Origin of the sequence: Streptococcus sp. 20925_1_22 (assembly GCF_041431685.1) — a bacterium.
Lineage (GTDB): Bacteria > Bacillota > Bacilli > Lactobacillales > Streptococcaceae > Streptococcus.
Window position 1 is genome coordinate 362,904 of the sequence record NZ_JAPVYE010000001.1, and the last position, 23,018, is coordinate 385,921.

Sequence of the window (23,018 nt, forward strand, 5' to 3'; positions counted from 1 at the left end):
TTTTTTAATTTTTCTGAGATTTAGACTCTTCAAGGATAGCTATTGCAATCGCTTTATGGTAAAATATAGAACAGATGTCCAAAAGATTTGTCTTGAAATAAAGTGACATTTAGCAACCAATCTAGGAGGCAGATATGATTGATCATTTTGAGATAAAGGTCAGGAATCTACAAATTTCAAAAGACTTTTATACAAGTTTTCTTTCTCCTCTAGGCTACAAATTGGCTTTTAGAAGTAGTTCTCTACTCAGTTTTGTTGCTCCCAACAGCCCACATCCTGGTGGAGATTTTTGGTTGGGGGAGGGAGAGCAGTCTCCGATTCACTTTGCTTTTTTGGCAGAAAACCATGAGCAGGTTCAAGCTTGTTATGAGGCTGGTTTAAAGGCAGGGGGAAAAGACAACGGTGCGCCAAATTATCGGGGGAACCTTTCATCATATTATGCAGCCTTTGTCTTGGATCCAGATGGTAATAATGTCGAGGCAGTCTGTCATAAAGAATAAAAAAATAGAAAAGAGAAAAAACGTGTCAAAGAAAATCGTAACAATTATTGATGTGAAAAATTATGTTGGTCAAGAAGTGACCATCGGTGCTTGGGTTGCCAATAAGTCAGGTAAGGGTAAGATTGCTTTCTTGCAGCTACGTGATGGTTCTGCTTTTTTCCAAGGGGTGGCCTTCAAGCCTAACTTCATTGAGAAATTTGGCGAAGAAGAAGGATTGGCGAAGTTTGATACGATTAAAAAGCTTAGCCAAGAAACTTCTGTCTATGTGACAGGGATTGTCAAGGAAGACGAGCGGTCAAAATTTGGCTATGAGCTGGACATTACAGACATCGAAATCATCGGCGAGTCAAATGACTATCCAATCACGCCTAAAGAACATGGAACGGACTTCCTCATGGACAACCGTCACCTGTGGCTGCGTTCTCGTAAGCAAGTGGCAATGATGCAAATCCGCAATGCCATTATCTACGCTACCTATGAATTCTTTGACAAGAATGGCTTTATGAAGTTTGACAGCCCAATCTTGTCAGGAAATGCAGCAGAAGACTCAACTGAGCTCTTTGAAACAGACTACTTCGGAACTCCAGCTTACTTGAGCCAATCTGGTCAGCTTTATCTGGAAGCAGGTGCTATGGCTCTTGGTCGTGTCTTTGACTTTGGTCCTGTATTCCGTGCCGAAAAATCAAAAACCCGTCGTCATTTGACTGAGTTCTGGATGATGGATGCAGAGTATTCATACTTGACGCATGATGAGTCACTCGACTTGCAAGAAGCTTATGTTAAAGCCTTGATTCAAGGTGTTCTTGACCGTGCTCCTCAAGCTTTGGAAACACTGGAACGTGATGTAGAACTTTTGAAACGCTATATTGCAGAGCCTTTCAAGCGCGTTAGCTATGATGAAGCGATTGACCTCTTGCAAGCCCATGAAAATGATGAGGATGCGGACTATGAGCATCTGGAAAATGGTGATGACTTCGGTTCACCGCATGAAACATGGATTTCAAACCACTTTGGTGTACCAACCTTTGTCGTGAACTACCCAGCAGCTATCAAGGCTTTCTACATGAAGCCTGTTCCTGGAAATCCAGACCGTGTCCTTTGTGCAGACTTGCTTGCTCCAGAAGGCTACGGTGAAATCATCGGTGGCTCTATGCGTGAGGAAGACTACGATGCGCTCGTTGCTAAGATGAATGAACTTGGTATGGATACTTCAGAATATGAATTCTACTTGGATCTTCGTAAGTATGGAACAGTTCCGCACGGTGGCTTCGGTATCGGTATCGAGCGTATGGTAACCTTTGTAGCAGGGACCAAGCATATCCGTGAAGCCATTCCATTCCCACGTATGTTGCACCGTATTAAACCGTAAAACGAATCAAACGCCCATGTGGCGTTTTTTCAAAGCACTAGAAAGAAGAGGTGGAGGTCATGTGAAGCGCAGATTAACAAGTGAGAAAGGATAGAAATTAGAGAACACTTGTTAAAGGAGAAAATATGTTTAAAAGAAGTTATCGGAAAAATATCGGCCTGATGGCCGGAGTAGAATTTTTTGCCTTTCTAGGCATTACTAGTTTTTGGATTTTATTTCTAAGTCAAAACGGCATGTCCCTTTGGCAGATCGGGCTTTTGGAAAGTATTTTTCATGCGACTAGCGTTATTTGTGAAATTCCTTCCGGGATGATGGCGGATCGCTTTTCCTACAAGACTAATCTGTATCTGAGCCGGATAGCCGGGATTGTGTCTTCTGTTCTCATGTTGGCCGGGCAGGGGAACTTTTGGATCTATGCACTGGCTATGGTGATTAGTGCTTGGTCTTATAATTTTGATTCGGGGACAAGTGCGGCCATGGTTTATGATTCTTCTATGGAGGCCGGACTCAAGGAACGTTACTTATCCATCTCCAGTTTTATGTCTGGAGTGGCTGAAGCGACCCGGTCTTTGGGAACGGTCTGGGCTGGATTTTTTGTCCATGGACAATTGCATCTGACCTACTATATCATGATTGGCACCTCTATCATCGTTCTTCTCTTGACCTGGATGCTTAAAGAGCCAAGTGTCAAGGCAGAGAAAGCAGAATGTCTGACCATGAAAAAGATTATCTGGGCTGTCAAAGAGGAATTGCAAAGAAATCCCAGTCTATTTACCTGGATGATTCTTTCCCAAATCATCGGAACACTCATGTGCATGTTTTATTTTTATTATCAAAATCAATTGCCTGACTTAAAAGATTGGCAGATTTCAGTAGTTATGCTGATTGGCAGTGCTTTGAATATCTTAGCGGTCTATCTGGCGAGTGTGATTGGAAAGAAGTATTCTGCCTTGAAACTTTTTCCTTCAGTAGTTCTTCTAACTGGAGTGACTTACCTGTTTTCCTATTTTGGAACGCCAATCATCTATATTTTGATTTATCTAATCAGCAACGCCTTGTATGCTCTTTTCCAGCCGATTTTTGACAATGATTTGCAAAAGCAGCTGCCAAGTGAAGTACGGGCTACCATTCTCAGTGTCTATTCTATGATGTTCAGTCTGAGTATGATTGTCATTTTCCCTGTGACGGGCTGGTTGATTGATCACTTTGGCTTCGATTGGACTTTTATAGGTTTGGGCGGCTTCTTATTAGCAGCGACACCGTTTTTGTATATGGGTCTAAAGAAAATAAGCCAGAACTTACAAGAAGTCTAAAATCAATATTCTCTTTCTGCTGGTCAGAAGGAGAATATTTTTTACCCTTTGAAAATTATGGTAAAATATATACAGTTTAATGGAGAAGTAGGCAGTATGAAAGATTTATTGAAATATTTCAAGGGCTACATCAGTGAGTCTCTTCTTGGGCCCTTGTTCAAGCTTTTGGAAGCCAGTTTTGAACTCTTGGTTCCGATTTTGATTGCGGGAATTGTGGACGAGACCATTCCTAGACACGACAGCTCCCATCTTTACTGGATGGTTTTTCTTTTGATGGGCTTGGCTGCTCTGGGCGTGGTGGTAGCGGTGGTGGCCCAGTATTATTCGTCAAAGGCGGCAGTGGGCTTTACTCGTCAGATGACAGGTGACCTCTACCAGAAGATTCTGCGCTTGCCCAAGGTCAGTCGGGACGAGCTAACGACCTCTAGCTTGGTGACTCGGTTGACAAGTGACACCTATCAGATCCAGACGGGCATCAATCAATTCCTTCGTCTCTTTCTGCGGGCGCCCATCATCGTTTTTGGCTCTATCATCATGGCCTTTACTATCAGTCCGGTCATTACCTTGTGGTTCTTCCTCATGGTGGCAATTTTAACAGCTATTATCGTTCTCATGTCTCGTCTGATGAATCCTCTCTATGCTAAGATTCGTCAGCTGACAGACCAACTGGTCAATCTGACGCGTGAGCAGCTGCAGGGCATGCGGGTCATACGCGCTTTCGGTCAGACCCAGCGCGAGGTTCAGTCCTTTCGCAATCGCAACGAGCTCTATAAAACCTGGCAAATCAGGACGGGAGCTCTGGCTAGTCTGATTAGCCCTCTGACCTTTCTTACGGTCAATGGTACCCTGATTGCTGTGATTTGGCAGGGGAATACCTTTATCGGCAAGGGCTTACTGACTCAGGGGATGCTAGTGGCCTTGGTCAATTATTTATTGCAGATTTTGGTGGAATTGCTCAAGCTAGCTATGCTAGTCAACTCACTCAATCAAAGCTATATCAGTGCAGGTCGTATCAGTCAGGTCTTCGAGCAAGCAGAAGAAGATGTCCTACAGGAATTAGTGCAGGAAACAGCTCTGGCAAATCAAGCCATTAAAGTCCAGCAGGTTAGTTTTTCCTATCCAAATGCAGCTAGTCCAGCCTTGACTGGTCTGACTTTTGATTTGAAAAGGGGTCAGACTTTGGGGGTTATTGGCGGGACAGGTTCAGGGAAGTCTACTCTGGTTCAGCTGCTGGCTCATCTTTATCCTGTGGCTGCTGGTCAGTTGGCCATCTTTTCCCAAGGACGCAGTCCTAAACATCTTAGAGAATGGCGGTCTTGGATCAGTCTGGTGCCTCAGAAGGCGGAGCTTTTCCAAGGAACTGTTCGTTCCAATCTAACCTTGGGTATGTCAACCAAGCCAACAGATGCAGACTTGTGGCAGGCTTTAGAGATTGCTCAGGCAGCGGACTTTGTCTCTCAGAAGGAAGGTGGCTTGGATGCGACTGTAGAGGCCTTTGGTCGGAATTTTTCTGGTGGTCAGCGTCAGCGTTTAACCATTGCCAGAGCTGTCTTGCGGAGGGCGCCTTTCTTGATTTTAGATGATGCGACCTCAGCTCTGGACTATCTGACAGAGGCTAGGCTCTTGCAGTCTATTAAGAAAGAATTGACAGAGACCAGTCTGATCTTGATCTCTCAGCGGACCAATAGTTTGCGCTCAGCGGATCAAATTTTAGTCCTAGATAAGGGAGAACAGGTGGCTCTTGGTCGCCATGAGGAACTCTTAATCAGCTCTGCCATTTACCGAGAAATTCATCACTCACAGCATAGTCAAGGAGAGGAGGGCAAGCATGAAGCATAAGACATCACCTAGCAGCTTGAGGCGTTTGGCTCGCGATTTGCTGCAGGCGCGCTGGCTCTTTCTTCTAGCTAGTCTGGGAACGGTGGTTCAAGTGGCTCTGACTGTTCTTCTCCCAGTTTTAATCGGGAATGCGGTAGATAGTGTTCTTCTCCCTCAATCGGAGCAGCATGTGATGCCGATTTTGGGGCAGATGCTGCTGGTCATCTTAGCCAATACGCTGATTCAGTGGCTCAATCCCTTGCTCTATAATCAGCTGGTTTATCGCTATAGCCAGCAGCTCCGTCAAGGCGTTATCAAGAAAGTTCATTATTTGTCTTTGGCTTATCTGGATCGGCATGGAACTGGTGACTTGGTTAGTCGGGTGACGACAGATTTGGAGCAGCTCAGCAATGGCCTGCTTATGGTTTTTAATCAGTTTTTTGTGGGTTTGCTGACAATTTTAGTGACTATCATTAGCATGGCCAGATTGGACCTTTTCCTCCTGCTTTTGGTTCTGCTTTTGACGCCCCTTTCTCTCTTCTTGGCTCGCTTTATTGCTAGAAAGAGTTTTAGTTTTTTCCAACGTCAGACGCAGGCGAGAGGGGCACAGACCCAGCTGATTGAGGAAAGTCTAACTCAGGAGAGTCTGATTCAGGCTTTTAATGCTCAGGAGCAGTTTGATACAGCTTTTACTCGCAGTAATCAAATCTATGCGGACTATTCGCAGGCGGCTATTTTCTATTCTTCGACGGTTAATCCTTCGACTCGTTTTATCAATGCCCTAATCTATGCTTTGATTGTGGGCTTTGGGGCTGTCCGAATCATTCAGGGAACAGGCTTTACGGTCGGGCAGCTGGTAACCTTTCTCAACTATGTCAACCAGTACACCAAGCCTTTCAATGATATATCGTCAGTCATGTCGGAATTGCAGAGCGCTTTAGCTTGTGCGGAGCGAATTTACAGCGTTTTGGACCAAGAAGAAATAGCTGAGTCTGGTCAGGAAATCCTCCAGTCGGAAGATATCAAAGGACAGATTAGCTTCGAGCATGTAGCTTTTGGCTATGAGCCTGGAAAAGAGCTGATTCAGGATTTGAATATAAGGATTCCAGCAGCTAGTAAGGTTGCTATTGTCGGGCCAACTGGTGCTGGCAAGTCTACCTTGATCAATCTCCTCATGCGATTTTACAATGTAGACAGTGGTCTTATTTCGCTAGACGGTACTCCCATAACGCATTACACTAGAGCCTCTTATCGTCAGCATTTTGGTATGGTACTGCAGGAGACTTGGCTCAAGACGGCGACCATTCATGACAACATAGCTTTTGGCCGGCCAGACGCCAGCCGAGAAGAGGTCATTGCAGCTGCCAAGGCGGCCAATGCTCATTTCTTTATCCAGCAGCTGCCTCAGGGGTACGACACCTATCTAGCGGATGCTGGGGACTCCCTTTCTCAAGGTCAGCGGCAGCTCTTGACCATTGCGCGTGTCTTCCTTGCTGTTCCTAAAATCCTAATCTTGGATGAGGCGACTTCCTCCATCGATACCCGAACAGAAGTCTTGATTCAGGAGGCTTTCAGCAAGCTCATGGTGGGTCGGACTAGCTTTATCATCGCCCACCGCCTGTCCACTATTCAAAATGCTGACATCATCCTCGTTATGGTAGATGGTGATATCGTCGAGCATGGTAATCACCAGGAGCTCATGGATGCCAAAGGTGTTTATTACCAAATGCAGACGGCGCAGGAGTAGAAGGGGAGCTTTATTAAAGTTCACAGATTGATGCTAAACAAAACTAAAAGAGTTGGAAATTCCAACTCTTTTTGCTTATAGACTATAGTACTATGAAACAATAAAATAAATATTCTCATTGTCTATACATACATCTGATGTATGGTTGTAGATTTGGTTCAGTTCATTGAGCCTATCAATAAAAACAGATGTTTTAGCATTTTTTAATTTTTTGAATGATTTAATTATATCTTTTTCCATTTTCTTTGCGCTTTTATTTAGCTCTTCTCCGCCGTCTTGGAGAAATTCATCTGCAGGGCCGTCCTTGATAAAAGGAATATTTCCTAAGAAACCGCCTATTGCTTTGCTTGCTTCTCCTACACCTTTCAATACATTGGATTCAATAGAGGATTCGCTCATTTTTTCTAAATAATTTAGACATTTTGTAAACATGGCAGAATAGGCAGAAGAAAGTTTTTCGATTTCTTCATTGATAGATAATATATTTTTTTCAGCTAAATTTCCACTGAGCATAATTTCGATATAAGATGCCAGTGAATAGGTGTATAGAGATAAGCTGTAGTATTTAAATTTCTTACTAATTTTTTTCTTAGCCGATGAAACTTCTGATTGGATTATAAGAAGAGGGGTAGACTTTAAATCTTCTTCTAATTTCTTTTGGTAGGAAGTCATTTGCTGTCTCGCACTTCTCTGAATATCCATTACCATTTTATGGCTGCTGGAGACGAAGTGGCTATTGTCCCAATTATGCTTATATTTCCTAATTAAATCCATCAATGTCTCGGCATCGGCTTCAATTGAAGATTCTTTTTCGGTTTCTAAAAATGATAAAATTTGTTTCTCAAGTTCAACAATATTGTCTAATCTTTTCTCAACAGAATATAAGAGTGCAGCGACAATGATAACTTGTGGTTGAATCATCAATCCTTCATTTGCAAGTTCACTTATTTCTTGAAGTTGGACAAATTTCGAGCCTCCATCCGCTTTTCGCAGAGCTCCCCAGTAGTTACCATTTTTTGCCTTTTTTAAGGTATCGCCAGCAGCTTTATTAACAATGCGATAGGCTTTTTCGCCATTATTTCCTTGGACAACTTTTGTCAAATTAGGGATAAGAGAAGCTACAGTAGTTCCTAATTCTGACAACTCAATAATTGGTATCTTTATTGTAGTTGGTTGTTCAATTTCAGAACGAGTTTGTAAAAGTATCTGATCTGTGAGTTCAACGAATTGGGTTTGTTCGTTAAAAATCTCTTTTTTGTTAAGTGTGTTTTCAGCAGCAATATTTATGATATCTCCCATGTTTAAAACCTGAACTTTCTATGAAACTATCTTCATTATAAAGGAAGTGACCATAAGTAGTCAATAAAGACAATGAAGAAAATTTTTGAATTACTTTTCAAATTCAACATCTTCCAACCCTGTTTCTGTCAGTTTATAAATCTTCTGGCAGACTTCTTTGAGAAAGATTCGGTCGTGGGAGACAGCTATGATGGCGCCAGGATAGGTCGCCAAAAGCTGGCGAACCTGGGGCTGAGAGGTGGGAGAGAAGTTGCGGGTTGGCTCGTCCAGCAGGAGGACATTGGGGCGGTCTAGGACTAGTTTGAGCAGGAGTAGCTTGGCTTTTTGACCGCCGGAAAGCTGCCCAATCGGGTGGCGGGCCTCGTCGCGCGTGAACTGGAGACTGGCTAGATGCGTCAGGATTTTCTCCTCATGGGACTTGTCGCCAGAGGAAGCCAGAAAGTCCAAGGGACTGCTCTCATCAGTCAGCAAGTCACCATAATGCTGGGGCATGTAGCCTACTAGCATGTCTGTCCGCTCACGCAAGATCTTCCATATTTCCTTAAGCAGAGTAGACTTGCCTACACCATTAGCACCAATCAGCCCGATTTTTTCCTGGCCACAGACCTCCAGAGTCAGGTTCTCCGCCAGTTGTCGTTCGTCTGTTTCCAGTTTCATTCCTTCTAATTTCAGGATTCTTTTGGCCAATGGCAGAGCTTCTATGTCTGAGAAGTGAAGGCTGATGACATCTTCCTGTGTCGGAATTTCGGTCATTTCAGCGCCTGCCTTTTCAAATCGTTTGCCCTGTGAGAGGACGCTTTTCATCTTCTTAGCCACCAGTCGACCTGCAGTAGCGTCGTGGGTGTTTCGTAAAGTATGCTCTACACTCTGCTTAACTCTTCTGTGTTTTTCCATGGTCTTGGCGTGTTCTTCCCGCTCTTTCCGTGCCAATTGAGCTTGTTTTTCAAAGGCCTCCTGACGTTGATGGCGGTAATTTTCATAGTCCAGACTCTTGACACTGGTTCTAGCCTCCTGCTTCTTTTTGATTCGCTCCAGATGAACAATCTTAGTCGCAGCTTGAGCGAGAAAGTGCTCGTCGTGAGAGACGAAAAGGACCGTTCTCTGGCTGTGGCTGATAAAGTTTTCCAGCCAAGTCAGAGTTTCGAGATCAAGGTCATTAGAGGGTTCGTCAAGAAAGAGAATGTCCCAATCACTGGCTAGTTTCTTGATGAGTTGGACTTTGAGCTTTTCTCCTCCAGATAGGCTAGAGAGCTGCTGCTGACTAGCAAAACGCTGGCTGTCAAAGTTGAGCTCCCCAGCATAGCGGTAGAGCTTGTCATAGTCCAGTTCTGTCTCAAAATCAGCAAAGAAATAGTCATTGAGCGTCAGTTGGGCATCCTCTGAAGGTAGCTGCTGGGGTAAGTAGACAGCAGCAGTATAGGACTTATCAATCTGTCCGTTGTAGCTGACATAGGAGCTGACCAGTCGCTCGTCTAGCAGGAGCTTGAGTAGGGTGGACTTGCCATTGCCCTCCTCACCGATAATAGCGACCTTGTCTCCTTGATTGACAGTCAGTGACAAATCTTTGACTAACTCCTTCAGGTCTTTTAGATGGGTAATGGTTAGATTTCTTATTTGAAGCATAGATGTCTCCTTCGTTTTATAACACAAAATACAGCCCTGCTTTATTTAGCAGAGCTGTTTTTAGTTGCACAAAGCAGACACAGGAGTGTCTAAGTAGGATTATTCGTCTATAGGCTTCCAGCTTACACTGTCATAGGAGCGACAGGATTAATCTAAAGATAAGCAAATAAAAGCTAGAAAGCACCAAAAACGAACATCCCGCGGATATGCAGAAACATGACAAAATCTACTAAATAAAGTTTCCTTTAAAAAATAGACTTAATTTTTCATGTCTCCGTGTACCTCCGAAATAGTTCTGCTTTAAGTCTAACAGAAGAAAGTAAATTCGTCAAGCGCTTTCAAATAAATAAAAATTTTTAAAAGATTTTTGGAGCAAATTTTTATAAAACCTCTAAGAATATTGATTTCAAGGCTTTTAAGCTGATTTTGATATATAATTTTTTAATTATATAAAAATTTGACATATACTAGAAAATTATATATAATCGTCTTGTATATAAAAATTATATATATAAAATGATTATACAAATAGGCCTAAAATTTGTAAAAGATAAGAAGAGCTGGAATGGGATAGATTCCAGTCGTCATTTTAAATTGTATCTAAGGAGTAAGAAACCATGCCAAAAACCTTATTTCTCTGGCTTTTGACATTCCTAAGCTTAGGATTGGTAAAAACGCCTCAAGCTAAGACGATGGAGCAATCTTTGAAGTCTAACACGGCGGTCATTCAGATTAGCCAAAAAATTCAGGACTATGTCAAGAAAGATGAAGCGACAAGGGTGGCTGTAGAAGCAGTGACTTTTGATTAGATGATGCAAATCATTGCTTAAGAAAGGAGAAAGCTATGTTAAGAATTTTTATCCGAATGGTATACAGAAGTATTGCCTATGCGATTGTTGAAGCTAAATAGAAAGGAAATATCATGAAAAAATCATTTATTCTAACAATTTTAACGATTATAACTCTAGGACTCTTCCGACCAGTTACCGCCTTGGCTGAGGATCAGAAGTTGCCGTCTGGCACGGAGCGCAGCCAAATTGGTCAGAAAATCGAAAGTTTTGTCAAGGAACATGAAAAAACAACAGCTGGTTTGTCGACGACGGTCTTTGATAAGGATGGCACCATCTACAAAGGAAACTTTGGCTATATGAACAAGGAAAAGAAAGTCAAAACAGATGATAGCAGCGTTTTTGAATGGGGATCGGTTACCAAGCTGACGGTTTGGGTCTCCGTCATGCAGCTCTGGGAAGAGGGAAAGATTGACCTAGAGGAAGACATCCGCACCTATTTGCCAGAGGGATTTTTAAAAAACCTTCGCTATGACAAGCCGATCACTATGATTGACCTCATGAACCATCAGGCGGGATTTAGCGAGTCAATTCAGGGCCTTAAGGAAGAGACAGGATTGACAATTGAGGAAAGCTTAGCCAATAATCAGCCAACCCAGTCCTACGAACCCGGCACCATGACCAGCTACTCAAACTTCTCTGCCGGTTTGGCGAGCTATATCGTCGAGCGAATCTCCGGACAGGACTTCTCTACCTATGTCCATGAGCATATCTTCCAGCCATTAGAGATGAATGATACAGCTATGTCTTCAGATTTGAAGGATAATCTTAAGGTTTATAAGAAGCGAATGGAGGCCTTGTCCTATAGTGCAGATGGTCAGACTTCGAAGGGGACTGCCTATTTATACTCAGCGCTCTATCCAATGGGAAATGCTGCCTCTACCATGGCTGACTTTCAGAAGTTTGCCCAAGCGCTTTTGAAGAAAGAGAAGCTCTTCCAGCGAGCTGAGACTTGGGCGACCCTATACACAGTGACCTCGACCTATCCAGGGACAGAGCTGCCGCTCAATATGCACGGTTTCTGGGCTACAGAGTTTGGCATGACTGTTGTTGGCCATAGCGGTAATACCTTGGGGTATTCCTCTTTCATCCTGCTAGACTTGAAAAATGGCATCGGTATGACTATCATGACGAATCAAGAACACGAATTCGTCTACAACCATGAGATGCCGGCTTTGGTCTTTGGACCTAAGAAAAAGACGGACTCAGCCACCTTTGACAAATTCCAGTCTGGAAATTACCGATCTACTCGCTACTTTGCCAGTGGTCCTATGTCTATCTCTAGAAGCTTATTCCTCTATACTAGTTTTGTCAAGAAATCCGAGGACAATCCACTTTTGAGTCAGGATTTTTCAGTAGTCAGTGGCAGCGGAGATAAGGTCAAGGTGACAGCTGCCTATGGAGGTTATTTCAGAGTCAAGGATAGCGAAATTTTGGCAGACTGGGCCATGATTATTGCAGCGGTAGTCGGAATTGTTTTCAGTATCATTCTCTTTTTGGTACGGGGTGGTTTAGATCTTTTCCGATTGGTATTCAAAAAAGGCCAGCCTAAAACACCTAAGAAACTTCGGATTTGGACTTATCTAACCTCTTTAGCAGCAGTAGGAGTGGCTTTAAATTTCTATGGCCTTGTTGCAGCTTTTCTAGCAAGTAATCGTAGTTACCCCTATAGCATATGGCCTTATATAGTCTTTACAGTTCTAGGTTTAATCTTAGCAGGATGTGCCATCTATCCGTTCTTGAGTAAGGCTCGAAAGGGACTTGGCAAAGGTCGGCTCTTATTGACAGTCATGACGAGTCTATCTGCTCTCGCTATCGTAGCTAACATTCTTTATTGGTCGCTCTACCAGTGGTGGGCGATGTGATAAGTTGCCCGAATAATTCTGCAAAGGAGAATCACATGAAAAAATCATTTATTCTAACACTTTTAACGATTATAACTCTAGGACTCTTCCGACCGGTTACAGCCTTGGCTGAGGAGCAGAAGTTGCCGTCTGGTACGGAGCGTGACAAAATCGGTCAGAAAATCCAAGACTTTGTCAAGGAACATGAAAAGACAACAGCCGGTATGGCAACAACTGTTTTTGACAAGGACGGGACTATTTACAAAGGTAGTTTTGGCTATATGAACAAGGAAAAAGGCATTAAAGCCGACGACAGTAGTGTCTTTGAATGGGGGTCAGTAGGGAAACTAGCTATCTGGGTCTCCGTTATGCAGCTCTGGGAAGAGGGCAAGATTGACCTTGACGAAGACATTCGCACCTATCTGCCAGAGGGATTTATGAAGACTTTGCGCTACGAAAAGCCCGTTACTATGACAGATCTCATGAACCATCAGGCCGGCTTTGGCGAGTCTACCCATGCCTACAAGGAAGATAAGGGCTTGTCTATTGAGGAGATTCTGGCAGTTAATCAGCCAGAACAGTCTTACGAACCAGGCACCATGACAGCCTACTCGAACTTTTCAGCTAGTCTGGCAGCCTATATCGTTGAGAGAATCTCCGGTCAGGACTTCTCGGCCTATGTCCATGAGCATATCTTTCAACCACTAGGGATGAAAGACACTGCTCTATCAGCCGACTTTAAGGAAAATCCAAAGATTTACCAGAAGCGGATGGAGCAGATCTCTTATCGGGCGGACGGTCAGACATCTATGGGCACTAGCTATTATCATTTAGGACTTTACCCAGCAGGGAATGCCGTCTCCACTCTGGCTGACTTCCAGAAGTTTGCCCAAGCGCTTTTGAAGAAAGAAAAACTCTTTAAGAACACTGAGACTTGGACAACCCTTTACACAGCAACATCGAATTATCCAGGAACGGATATGCCGCTCAATATGCACGGTTTTTGGACACAAGAGTACGGCACGACGCTTGTTGGCCATGGAGGAAACTCGACTGGCTACTCATCTTATATTCTGTTGGACTTGAAAAATGGTATAGGTATGACCATTATGACGAATCAAGATCATGAGTTGGTTTATAACTATGAAATGCCAGCCTTGGTTTTTGGACCTAAGAAAAAGACGGACTCAGCCACCTTTGACAAATTCCAGTCTGGAAATTACCGATCTGCTCGCTACTTTGCAAGTGGTCCTATGTCTATCTCCAGAACTTTGCTTTACACTCAGTTTGTCAAGAAATCTAAGGATAATCCGCTTTTGAGTCAGAATTTTTCAGTAGTCAGCGGTAGTGGAAACGAGACTAAAGTAACAGCTTCCTATGGCGATAACTTCAGAGTCAAGGATAGCGAGATTCTGAAAGACTGGTCCTTGCTTATTTCAGCGGCAGTCGGAATTGTTTTCAGTATCATTCTCTTTTTGGCACGAGGCGGACTGGATCTCTTCCGCTTGGTCTTCAAAAAAGGTCAATCTAAAACACCAAAATCTCTTCGCATCTGGACTTATCTAACTTCTTTAGCTGGAGTAGGTGTGGCTATAAACTTCCTCCTCCTCTTCAACACATTTGCTACCAACGATCTGAGCTTTCTAGCTAGCTGGCGTTACATTGTCTTTGCCGGTCTGGGATTGATTCTGGCTGGCTGTGCAGTCTTCCCACTTCTGATCAAGGCAAGAAAAGGACTGAGTAAGAGCCGACTCTATCTGACAGTATTGACTAGTCTGTCAGCTCTAGCTATTGTTATCAATATTCTCTACTGGTCACTTTATCAGTGGTGGGGTCTGTAATAAGCGCAGCTCCATTGCACAAAGGAGTCTCTCATGAAAAAATCTATTCTAATCATTCTTTTAACCATTTTGACGCTAGGAATCTTCCGACCGACAGCTGCTTTAGCTGACTCGCAGAAGCTTCCGTCTGGTACGGACCGCGACAAAATCGGTCAAAAAATCGAAAGTTTTGTCAAGGAACATGAAAAGACAACTGTCGGAATGACGACCGCTGTCTTTGATAAAAACGGAACCATCTACAAGGGAAACTTTGGATATGTGGATAAGGAAAACAAAGTCAAAGTTGACGATGACAGTGTTTTTGAATGGGCTTCAATCACTAAGTTGACGGTCTGGGTGTCGGTCATGCAGCTCTGGGAAGAGGGCAAAATCGACATGGAAGCAGACATCAAAACTTATCTGCCAGAAGGCTTTCTCCGCAATCTTCGCTACGATAAGCCTATCACCATGCTGGATCTGATGAACCATCAGGCTGGCTTTGATGAAATGCCACTCTACAAAAAGGGAGACAAGAGCGACTTGGAAGAGCAGTTCCGTGATTACCAGCCTATTCAGTCCTTTGAGCCGGGTACGACGACATCATACTCTAACTTCAGCACGGCTTTAGCATCTTATATCGTGGAGCGGATATCTGGGCAGAAGTATGCAGACTATGTCCATGAGCATGTTTTTGAGCCGCTGGGCATGGATCGGACTGCTATCTTGCCTGACTTATCGGACAACGCTTATGTACAGGAAAAGCGCAAGGAAGACAAGGGCTATGATGACCAAGGTAAGCTATTGGGTGATACACCATTTAAGCTCTGGATGTACCCAATCGGAGGGGCTGTGGGGACTCTAGGAGACCTGCAGACATTCGCCAAGGCCTTGCTGGAACGTAAGGCGCTCTTTCATCGTCCAGAAACTTGGACCGAGCTTTACTCAACAACCTCTACCCACCCTGGTACGGATATTGTTCGTAATGCTCATGGCTTTTGGGCCAGTCACTACGGTGTTACCTTGCTGGGACACAGTGGTAATGCTGATGGCTTTTCTAGCTATCTTTACTTAGATCTGAAAAATGGCATCGGCCAAGTCATCTTAACCAATCAACTGTATGAACAAGTTTACAATGTTCAAATGCCGGAGCTGACATTTGGCAAGATGCAGACTGTCAGCGAAGCTACTAAAAAGCAATTCAAGCCTGGCTCTTACCACTATCTGAGAAGCTATAATAGGGGGCCACTGTCCTTCATGCTCATGATCCCTGGGGCCATCCAAAAGATCAATAAAGTATCAGATCAGCCAGATCTGCTGAGCACTTTCTGGACTATTGACCGAAGCCAAGGTGCTGACCGCCTCGAATTCGGTGTCCTTAATGCAGAAAGGATTTCTGATTCAGTTCTCTTTAGGCATTATCTAGTCGTGTTTCTCGGAGCTCTGGCGCTCGTGTTTGCTTTGGGAAATGTCTTGATTAGTTCTTTGATTGGCGGTTTCCGTCTCATCCTGCGTAAAGCAAAAAGTTCGGCTCCTCGCTCTTGGAAGATTTGGAATTTCCTGACTTCTCTAGGAATGCTGTTGTTTACTGGCAATCTCATTCTGCTTTTACTGGCTGCCATAAATCAGGATTACTCAATTGTTCAATCTTGGCGCTATATGGTCTTTGCAGGACTGGGCCTGTTCTTAGCAGGATGTGCGGTTTATCCGCTCTTTAGCAAGGCTCGAAAGAGTCTCGGAAAAGGTCGCCTCTTCCTGACGGTTCTGACTAGTCTATCTGCACTCGCTATCGTAGCCAATATTCTCTACTGGTCGCTTTACCAGTGGTGGGTGATGTGATAAGTTGCCTGTCTTCCTTTGGGAAGGTGGGCTTTGTCTGCATAATTCTGCAAAGGAGAATCGCATGAAAAAAACATTTATTCTCACACTTTTAACTATTTTAACATTGGGGCTTTTTCGCCCAGCCACCGCGCTAGCTGAAGAGCAGAAGTTGCCGTCTGGTACGGAACGAGACAAAATTGGTCAGAAAATCCAAGACTATGTCAAAGAGCACGAAAAGACAACAGCTGGCATGGCAACGGCGGTATTTGACAAAGAAGGCACTATCTATCAAGGAAATTTTGGCTTTATGGATAAAGAAAAAGGACTCCAAACGGATGACAATAGTGTCTTTGAATGGGGGTCCGTGACCAAACTAACTGTCTGGGTCTCTGTCATGCAGCTCTGGGAAGAGGGCAAGATTAACCTAGAAGAAGATATTCGCACCTATTTGCCAGAGGGCTTTCTCAGAAATCTCCGCTACGACAAGCCCATCACTATGTTGAATCTGATGAACCATCAGTCTGGCTTTGACGAAGCCCCTCTCTATATGCAAGGGGATAAGAGTTTAGAGGACTTGCTGCTCCAATATCAGCCGATTCAGTCCTTTGAGCCAGGTACAACGACAGCTTATTCCAACTACAGTACTGGATTGGCTGCCTATATTGTGGAGCGAATTTCGAGGCAATCCTTTGTTGATTATGCTCATAAGCATATCTTCAAGCCTCTGGGAATGGAGAGAACAGCCATAGCTCAAGACTTGTCCGACAATGCTTATGTCCAAGCCAAGCGCAAGCAAGTAAAAGGATATGCGGCAGATGGCAGCCTGTTAGGCGATGCTCTTTATGAAGTCGGCCTGTATCCAGTTGGTCGGTCAACAGGAACATTGAGTGATTTGCAAAAATTTGCTCAGGCCCTGCTAAGTCGAAAAACTCTCTTTGCTCGGTCAGAGACTTGGGACAAACTATACACTGGCACTTCGTATTATCCTGGTACAGATATCGTTCGTAATGCTCATGGCTTCTGGGCTAGTGAATTTGCCGTTACAGTGCTAGGACACGGCGGTAATACAAATGGTTTTTCCAGCTTTCTTCGGCTGGATCTGAAGAATGGTATCGGGCAGGTAATCATGACCAATCAAGGCTTGGAAGAAATTTATAATGGTGGCATGCCAGAATTGATTTTCGGAAAACGTCCGACAGCCAGTGCAGAAACTCAGAAAAAGTTCGAACCAGGCTATTATCAAATTCTTCGGAATTTTAACCAAGGTCCGCTCTCTTTGTACCAGCTCTTTCCAGGTAATATGCTTCATATGAAGAAGCCGTCCTCGGAGCGAATGGATCATTTGTTTTGGACTATTTATAAAAGTGGAAATGGCAAAACGAGAATTGCTACTCCAGTCAGTGATTTGGAGAGACTCCCTGACTGGGAAATCTGGACTAAGTTTGGGTTGATTGCTTTGGCTGCTCTTAGTCTTGTTTATGCTTTGGTCAATCTACTTATGCGGCTTGCGCTGGTCCTTTATCGACTGGCCTTTGGCAAGGTGAAAAGCAAGCAAAATCGAGCTTGGAAATGGTGGCACATTTTAACAACTGCAGGAGTAGTGACCGTAGCTTGCAATTTACTGTTGCTCCTGCTTAGCTTCAACGCTACGGATCTCAGTATCATCTCTCAGTGGCGTTATATGGTCTTTGCAGGACTGGGCCTATTCTTAGCAGGATGTGCGGTTTATCCGCTCTTTAGCAAGGCTCAAAAGGGTCTCAGAAAAGGCCGCCTCTTCTTGACGGTTCTGACTAGTCTATCCGCCCTCGCCATAGTAGCTAATATTCTTTACTGGTCACTTTACCAATGGTGGGTGATCTAGTTTAAAAATTTTGAAACAAGAAAAGAGCCGGCATATAAGCTGGCTCTTCGTTTGGTTTTATACATTCAGCACCTTGTCCAAGAAGTCTTTAAGACGTGGATGTTGTGGATTGTCAAAGATTTGGTCAGGCTTGCCGTCTTCTAGGAATTCACCATCAGCGGTAAAGATAACGCGGTTGGCTACCTGACGGGCAAAGCCCATTTCATGAGTCACAATCAGCATGGTCATACCTTGCTGTGCCAGATCCTTCATAACGTTGAGAACATCGCCGACCATTTCAGGGTCAAGGGCAGAAGTAGGCTCGTCAAAGAGCATGATGTCTGGATTCATAGCCAGACCGCGAGCAATAGCTACCCGTTGCTTTTGCCCGCCAGACAGACTGTCTGGACTAGCATCAGCTTTATCAGCCAAGCCGACCTTTTCCAAAAGCTCCATACCCAGCTTGTTTGCTTCGTCTTGGGTCAAGCGCTTGTGCTCAACAGGAGCAAAGGTAATATTTTCCAGAACGGTCATGTGCGGGAAGAGGTTGAAGTGCTGGAAGACCATACCGATATTTTCACGGACCAGATCCACGTCAGTCTTTTTGTCCGTCAAATCAAAGCCATCAACCGTGATAGTCCCGCTGGTCACTTCCTCTAGCAGGTTGAGACTGCGTAGGAAGGTTGACTTACCAGATCCAGAAGGACCGATGATGCAGACCACATCGCCCTCGTAGAATTTAGCAGTAATCCCCTTTAGGACTTCGTTTTCCCCGTAATATTTATGAAGATCATTCACATCGATTTTTAATTTTGCCATTACTTAATCCTCTTTTCTAAGCGTTTTGCCAAGCGGGTCAAGAGTGTGATAATGATGAGATAGAGCACAGCTAGGATAGCATACATCCGGAAACTCTGATAGTTGCGGGCGATGATGTCCTTACCCGTTTTGAAGAGCTCGGCCAGTCCAATAGCTGAGACAATTGTTGTATCCTTGAGTGCGATGACAAACTGATTGACAAAGTTTGGCAACATAATCTTGGTTGCCTGTGGCAGGATAATCTTGCGCATGGTCTTGGAGTAGGAAATCCCCAAGCTGCGGCTAGCTTCCATCTGTCCAACTGGAACGGCCTGGATACCTCCACGGACAATTTCTGCGATATAGGCGCCAGCATTGAGAGAGAGGGCGATGGTTCCTGCAACGAAAGCATTGATTGGGCTTTGTTGACCAGTCATGGATTCGATTAGGTTAGGAATACCCCAGAAGATAAAGGCTGCCACAATCATCAATGGAATACCACGAATGACATCAACAAAGATTTCTGCAATCCAGCGCAGCGGTTTATAAGGGCTGACGCTGAACATACCAAAGATAATCCCAATAACCATAGCAATTGCAAATGAAATCAGTGCCAAAGCAATCGTCACTCCCAGACCTTTAAGCAGTTCTTGGTAGTTGTTTTGCAGCAAGCCCCAAATAGTGGACTCATCTACTGTGGATTCCTTTTCCTCGCTAGCCAGATACTTGTCTAAAATCTCTTGGTACTTGCCACTTTCTTTCAGGTTGGCCAGTCCATTGTTAAACATCTCAATCAGCTCAGGATTGCTGCCTTTTTTGACTGCGAAAGCGACTTTGCCGCTTGGTGTACCTTCAATAGGTGTTTTAAGCTTCTTGCCTTGTTTGATAGCGTATTTGACAACGGGCTCATCATCCATCACAGCTGCGACAGAGCCAGTATTGAGACTGTCATACATGGAAGCTGCATCTGAGAATGTTTTAATAGAGTAGCCGTACTTGCTCTTGTTTTCCTCAAGGAAAGTCTGAGAAGCGGTACCGGTTTTGACACCGACGGTTTTGCCCTTGAGTTCCTCGTAGGACTTGATATTGCTGCTGTCCTTGACTGCCAAGATAGAGTTGGCTGTATAGTAAGGGTCAGAATAATCAAAAGTTTTCTTGCGGGCATCGGTGACAGACATGCCGGCGATAATTCCGTCAGCCTGACCGGTCTGAACGCTATTAATAGCTGCATCAAAGCCAGGATTGGTGACTTCCACAGTAAAGCCTTGGTCTTTGGCAATAGCCTTAATCAGCTCCATGTCAATACCAGTATATTGGTTGCTGTCATCTTGGAAGACAAAAGGAGCAAAAGACGAGTCGCTGGCAATGATATATTTGTCTTTTGTAGGAGTAGCTTTTTGACCGGCAGGAGTAGAAGTCTCTGGGACGGCGGAGTCAGAGCTGCCTTTAGAAGCCGTCCATTTATTAATGATTTCATCCAGACTGCCGTCTTCCTTCATCTGGGCCAAAGCTTCGTTAAACTCAGTAACTAGGTGCTCGTGCTTGCTGCCTTTTTTGACACCGAAAGCAAAGCTACCAACAGCCTCACCCTTCATAGAAATTTTCAGGTTTTGTCCTTGATTGATGGCGTACTCAATGACAGGCTGATCGTCCATCACTGCATCTACATCACCAGCAGAGAGGCTGTTATACATCAAGTCGCCCGTGTCAAAGGTTTTGAGAGTGTAGCCGTACTTATCCTTGTTCTTATCAAGGAAGCGTTGGGCAGCTGTACCGGTTTTGACACCGACTTTCTTCCCTTTCAGCTGTTCATATTTGCTGATGGTGTTTGCCTTGGTCGTCGCGATAACGACCTTGGTGTCGTAGTAGGTATCAGACATGGTAAAGACTTTTTCACGCTCGCTTGTCTTGGTCATACCAGCCATGATAGCGTCCGCTTGGCCAGCTTGGACGGCATTGACAGCTGCATCGAAGCCCGGGAAGCTCATGTCAATGTCCCAGCCTTTGATTTCTGCGACCTTGTTGATGATATCAACGTCAATCCCCTTGTAAGTCTGATCAGAATCTTTAAATTCAAATGGTGCGTAAGCAGTATCGGATACGATTTTGACCGTATCTGCCTGGGCTGTCGCCCCTAACGCAAAAAATGGAAATAATGTTAGCAAGACTGCTAAGAATTTTTTCTTCATTTTCTTCCTCCTTTTTAGCATTCTAGCATTATAGCAAAAAAACACTGATTAGGCAAATTTCTCCTATTTTTATGTTAGGTTTTCTAACATATGAACTCTGTGTTTTTTGTAAGAAGAACCGTAACTTTTCTTTGTTCTTAATGCAAAGTCTGCTATACTGGAAATGAATAAAAGCAAGGATAGAATGAGGTTCTTATGAAAAAATCACGTATCTTGGAGGGGGTCAATCAAGCTCGCTTTGTTCCTCCTTATATTTTGTCTCTTTTGCTGGCAGTTATTTTCGTGCAAGGAGGACAGCAGTTAGCTTATTGGGCTTTGGAGCCAATTTCGACTGTCCTCAGTCTTATGCTAGGTTTCTTAGGGCAAGGCGGATTCTTTGAAATCTTCTTCAATTTTGCCCTGCCTTTTCTCTTGTTTGGCTTTGTTTTTATGATACTGGCTCTCTTTCTCTGGGTGCGCTGGGCTGAAGGACGACCGCTCGCGACTCTGGGCTTTGTTAAAAAAGGAAGCTTGGTGGAGCTGGTCAAAGGATTGGCAGTAGGTTTTTTCCTCTTTAGTCTAGTCGCTCTGCTTATGCTGTTGAGCGGAGCTGGCTCTTTTGAATGGGGACAGCTGACGATGGGGCCTTTTCTCTATATCTTGATTTTGCTTCCGCTTTGGATGATTCAGGGTGGAGCAGAAGAGCTAGTGACAAGGGCCTGGCTGCTGCCAGTTGCTGTCAAAAAGACCAACCTGCCCATCGGTTTGCTGACTTCAAGCCTCCTCTTTGCCCTCTTGCACCTAGGCAATCCAGATATTGGTATTCTTCCCATTGTTAACATTGCCTTATTTGGCCTCTTTGCAAGTCTCTATCTGCTCCGGACGGACAATGTTTGGGGGATTATAGGACTTCATGCTGCTTGGAACTTTACTCAAGGCAATATCTATGGTTTCAGCGTTAGTGGTACTGGTGTTGACGCGGCAGTATTGAACTTTATCCCTAAGTCAGAATGGAGCTGGCTAACTGGTGGAGCTTTCGGCGCTGAAGCTTCTGTTTTCAGCTCACTCATTCTCTTGCTGGCCGTTTTTTACTTGCTTATCAAGATGAAAAAAGACGGTAGTTTGATAGAGCTTGTGAGAAAGTCTCAGAAACAGTTTTGACGGCTAGTTTTTGCTCCTCCTAAAATAATATGCTATAATAAATTCAAACAAGGAAAGGAATAATTATATGTTTAAATCTCGTATGTTGGATGCTATCAAGCAATCGCGTTATATTCCGCCGATTTGGTTGGCTATCTTGATTGCTATTGGTTTTGTTTATGGAGGAGGAATTTTAAGTTTTGTCGGAATGTTGCCAATTGGTATCATTGTCGGACTCTTATTTGGCTTTGCAGATCCGACGATTAATCGGACAGAAGCAATGGCAGCCATTAGTCACTATACGGTCTTTTTTCAGCTCGCTGGTTTCTTCTTTATCGCCCTAGCAGTTTTCCTCTGGGTTCGGTATCGTGAGAAGCGTCCTTTTTCTAGTCTGGGATTCTATAAAGAAGACTGGTTCAAAAATCTCCTCAAAGGCTTCCTTATCGGAGCGGTTCAGTTTTCACTGGTTGTTGTCTTGCTCTTGGTAACGGGGACAGGCAGTCTGAAATTTGGTCAGCTTAACTTGCAGTCTTTGATTTTTGTCCTAGCTATCATTCCTTTCTGGATTCTCCAAGGTGGGACAGAAGAGCTAGTGACGCGTGGTTGGCTCTTTCCAGTAGTTAGTGCTAAGTCAAATATCTTCATTGGTATCTTGATTTCCAGTGCTCTATTTGGGGCTCTGCACCTCTTTAACCCTGGTGTGACCGTTCTTTCTATTGTCAATATCATACTAGACGGTATCTTTGCTTGTTTCCTTATGCTCAAGTATGACAATATGTGGGTACTGGCTGGTATGCACGGCGCTTGGAATTTTGTGCAAGGAAATATCTATGGCATTCAGGTCAGTGGCCAAGGAGCATCTACCTCAATCTTGAACTATAACTCACAATCTTCTGTGGATTTGCTGTCCGGTGGAGCTTTTGGTGCTGAAGGATCTATTTTTTCCAGTATCGTCCTGATTGGCTGCATTGCCTATCTTTACTGGTCACTCAAGAAAGAAAATCGCCTGCCTCAGGCGCTGATCTTTAAGAAATAACCATTTCGCCCAGTTGAGCTGGGCCTTTTTTATATCT

General features: G+C 44.1%; 16 protein-coding genes. 12 read left to right on the forward strand and 4 right to left on the reverse strand.

The window, feature by feature from the left end:
* The first annotated feature begins 134 nt into the window (after positions 1 to 134).
* From O3621_RS01900 to O3621_RS01920, 5 genes are all read left to right on the forward strand, one after another.
* The gene (locus tag O3621_RS01900) at positions 135 to 500 is read left to right on the forward strand and encodes a VOC family protein (RefSeq protein ID WP_002906354.1); all 366 of its coding nucleotides are present in this window, start codon (positions 135 to 137) and stop codon (positions 498 to 500) included.
* A 22-nt stretch (positions 501 to 522) separates the two neighbouring features.
* A complete protein-coding gene (gene asnS / locus O3621_RS01905) occupies positions 523 to 1,869 on the forward strand; it encodes an asparagine--tRNA ligase (protein ID WP_314449169.1) in 1,347 nt (448 codons plus the stop codon).
* A 125-nt stretch (positions 1,870 to 1,994) separates the two neighbouring features.
* Entirely contained in the window at positions 1,995 to 3,182 is a 1,188-nt protein-coding gene (locus O3621_RS01910) for an MFS transporter (RefSeq protein WP_314449167.1), read from the forward strand.
* A gap of 96 nt (positions 3,183 to 3,278) precedes the next feature.
* Complete coding sequence (locus O3621_RS01915) at positions 3,279 to 5,021, forward strand: ABC transporter ATP-binding protein (RefSeq protein WP_314449165.1); 1,743 nt, start codon at positions 3,279 to 3,281, stop codon at positions 5,019 to 5,021.
* Positions 5,011 to 6,747: an ABC transporter ATP-binding protein gene (locus O3621_RS01920; RefSeq protein WP_314449164.1), complete on the forward strand. Its 1,737-nt coding sequence runs from the start codon at positions 5,011 to 5,013 to the stop codon at positions 6,745 to 6,747. The genes O3621_RS01915 and O3621_RS01920 overlap by 11 nt, the downstream gene beginning before the upstream one ends.
* Before the next feature lie 90 nt (positions 6,748 to 6,837).
* Here O3621_RS01920 and O3621_RS01925 read toward each other — a convergent pair whose 3' ends face one another.
* Together O3621_RS01925 and O3621_RS01930 are read right to left on the reverse strand one after the other, a co-directional pair.
* Positions 6,838 to 8,046: a DNA helicase UvrB gene (locus O3621_RS01925; protein ID WP_314449161.1), complete on the reverse strand. Its 1,209-nt coding sequence runs from the start codon at positions 8,044 to 8,046 to the stop codon at positions 6,838 to 6,840.
* Positions 8,047 to 8,136: 90 nt separating this feature from the next.
* Complete coding sequence (locus O3621_RS01930) at positions 8,137 to 9,669, reverse strand: ATP-binding cassette domain-containing protein (protein WP_111675685.1); 1,533 nt, start codon at positions 9,667 to 9,669, stop codon at positions 8,137 to 8,139.
* 617 nt (positions 9,670 to 10,286) lie between these two features.
* On the opposite strand from O3621_RS01930, the gene O3621_RS01935 reads away from it, so the two are divergent.
* From O3621_RS01935 to O3621_RS01955, 5 genes are all read left to right on the forward strand, one after another.
* Positions 10,287 to 10,478, forward strand: coding sequence for a hypothetical protein (locus O3621_RS01935; protein WP_314449157.1), 192 nt, complete (start codon positions 10,287 to 10,289; stop codon positions 10,476 to 10,478).
* A 113-nt stretch (positions 10,479 to 10,591) separates the two neighbouring features.
* Complete coding sequence (locus tag O3621_RS01940; protein WP_371513485.1) at positions 10,592 to 12,382, forward strand: serine hydrolase; 1,791 nt, start codon at positions 10,592 to 10,594, stop codon at positions 12,380 to 12,382.
* Between the two features lie 35 nt (positions 12,383 to 12,417).
* A complete protein-coding gene (locus tag O3621_RS01945) occupies positions 12,418 to 14,202 on the forward strand; it encodes a serine hydrolase domain-containing protein (protein WP_314449154.1) in 1,785 nt (594 codons plus the stop codon).
* A gap of 33 nt (positions 14,203 to 14,235) precedes the next feature.
* Positions 14,236 to 16,017, forward strand: a complete 1,782-nt coding sequence (locus tag O3621_RS01950) for a serine hydrolase domain-containing protein (RefSeq protein ID WP_371513487.1) — start codon at positions 14,236 to 14,238, stop codon at positions 16,015 to 16,017.
* 64 nt (positions 16,018 to 16,081) lie between these two features.
* On the forward strand, positions 16,082 to 17,860 hold the full coding sequence (locus O3621_RS01955; RefSeq protein WP_371513489.1) for a serine hydrolase domain-containing protein: 1,779 nt from the start codon (positions 16,082 to 16,084) through the stop codon (positions 17,858 to 17,860).
* A gap of 57 nt (positions 17,861 to 17,917) precedes the next feature.
* On the opposite strand, the gene O3621_RS01960 is transcribed toward O3621_RS01955, so the two are convergent.
* Together O3621_RS01960 and O3621_RS01965 are read right to left on the reverse strand one after the other, a co-directional pair.
* Entirely contained in the window at positions 17,918 to 18,658 is a 741-nt protein-coding gene (locus O3621_RS01960; RefSeq protein ID WP_002895249.1) for an amino acid ABC transporter ATP-binding protein, read from the reverse strand.
* Positions 18,658 to 20,826 (reverse strand): ABC transporter substrate-binding protein/permease, encoded by a 2,169-nt coding sequence (locus O3621_RS01965; RefSeq protein ID WP_125341400.1) that lies wholly within the window; start codon positions 20,824 to 20,826, stop codon positions 18,658 to 18,660. The genes O3621_RS01960 and O3621_RS01965 overlap by 1 nt, the downstream gene beginning before the upstream one ends.
* A 195-nt stretch (positions 20,827 to 21,021) precedes the next feature.
* Here O3621_RS01965 and O3621_RS01970 point away from each other — a divergent pair, with 195 nt between their 5' ends.
* Positions 21,022 to 21,966 carry a CPBP family intramembrane glutamic endopeptidase gene (locus tag O3621_RS01970; RefSeq protein ID WP_371513491.1) on the forward strand — a complete coding sequence of 315 codons (945 nt, stop codon included), beginning with the start codon at positions 21,022 to 21,024 and terminating at the stop codon, positions 21,964 to 21,966.
* A gap of 67 nt (positions 21,967 to 22,033) precedes the next feature.
* Positions 22,034 to 22,981: a type II CAAX endopeptidase family protein gene (locus tag O3621_RS01975; RefSeq protein ID WP_314449146.1), complete on the forward strand. Its 948-nt coding sequence runs from the start codon at positions 22,034 to 22,036 to the stop codon at positions 22,979 to 22,981.
* Positions 22,982 to 23,018 lie beyond the last annotated feature (37 nt).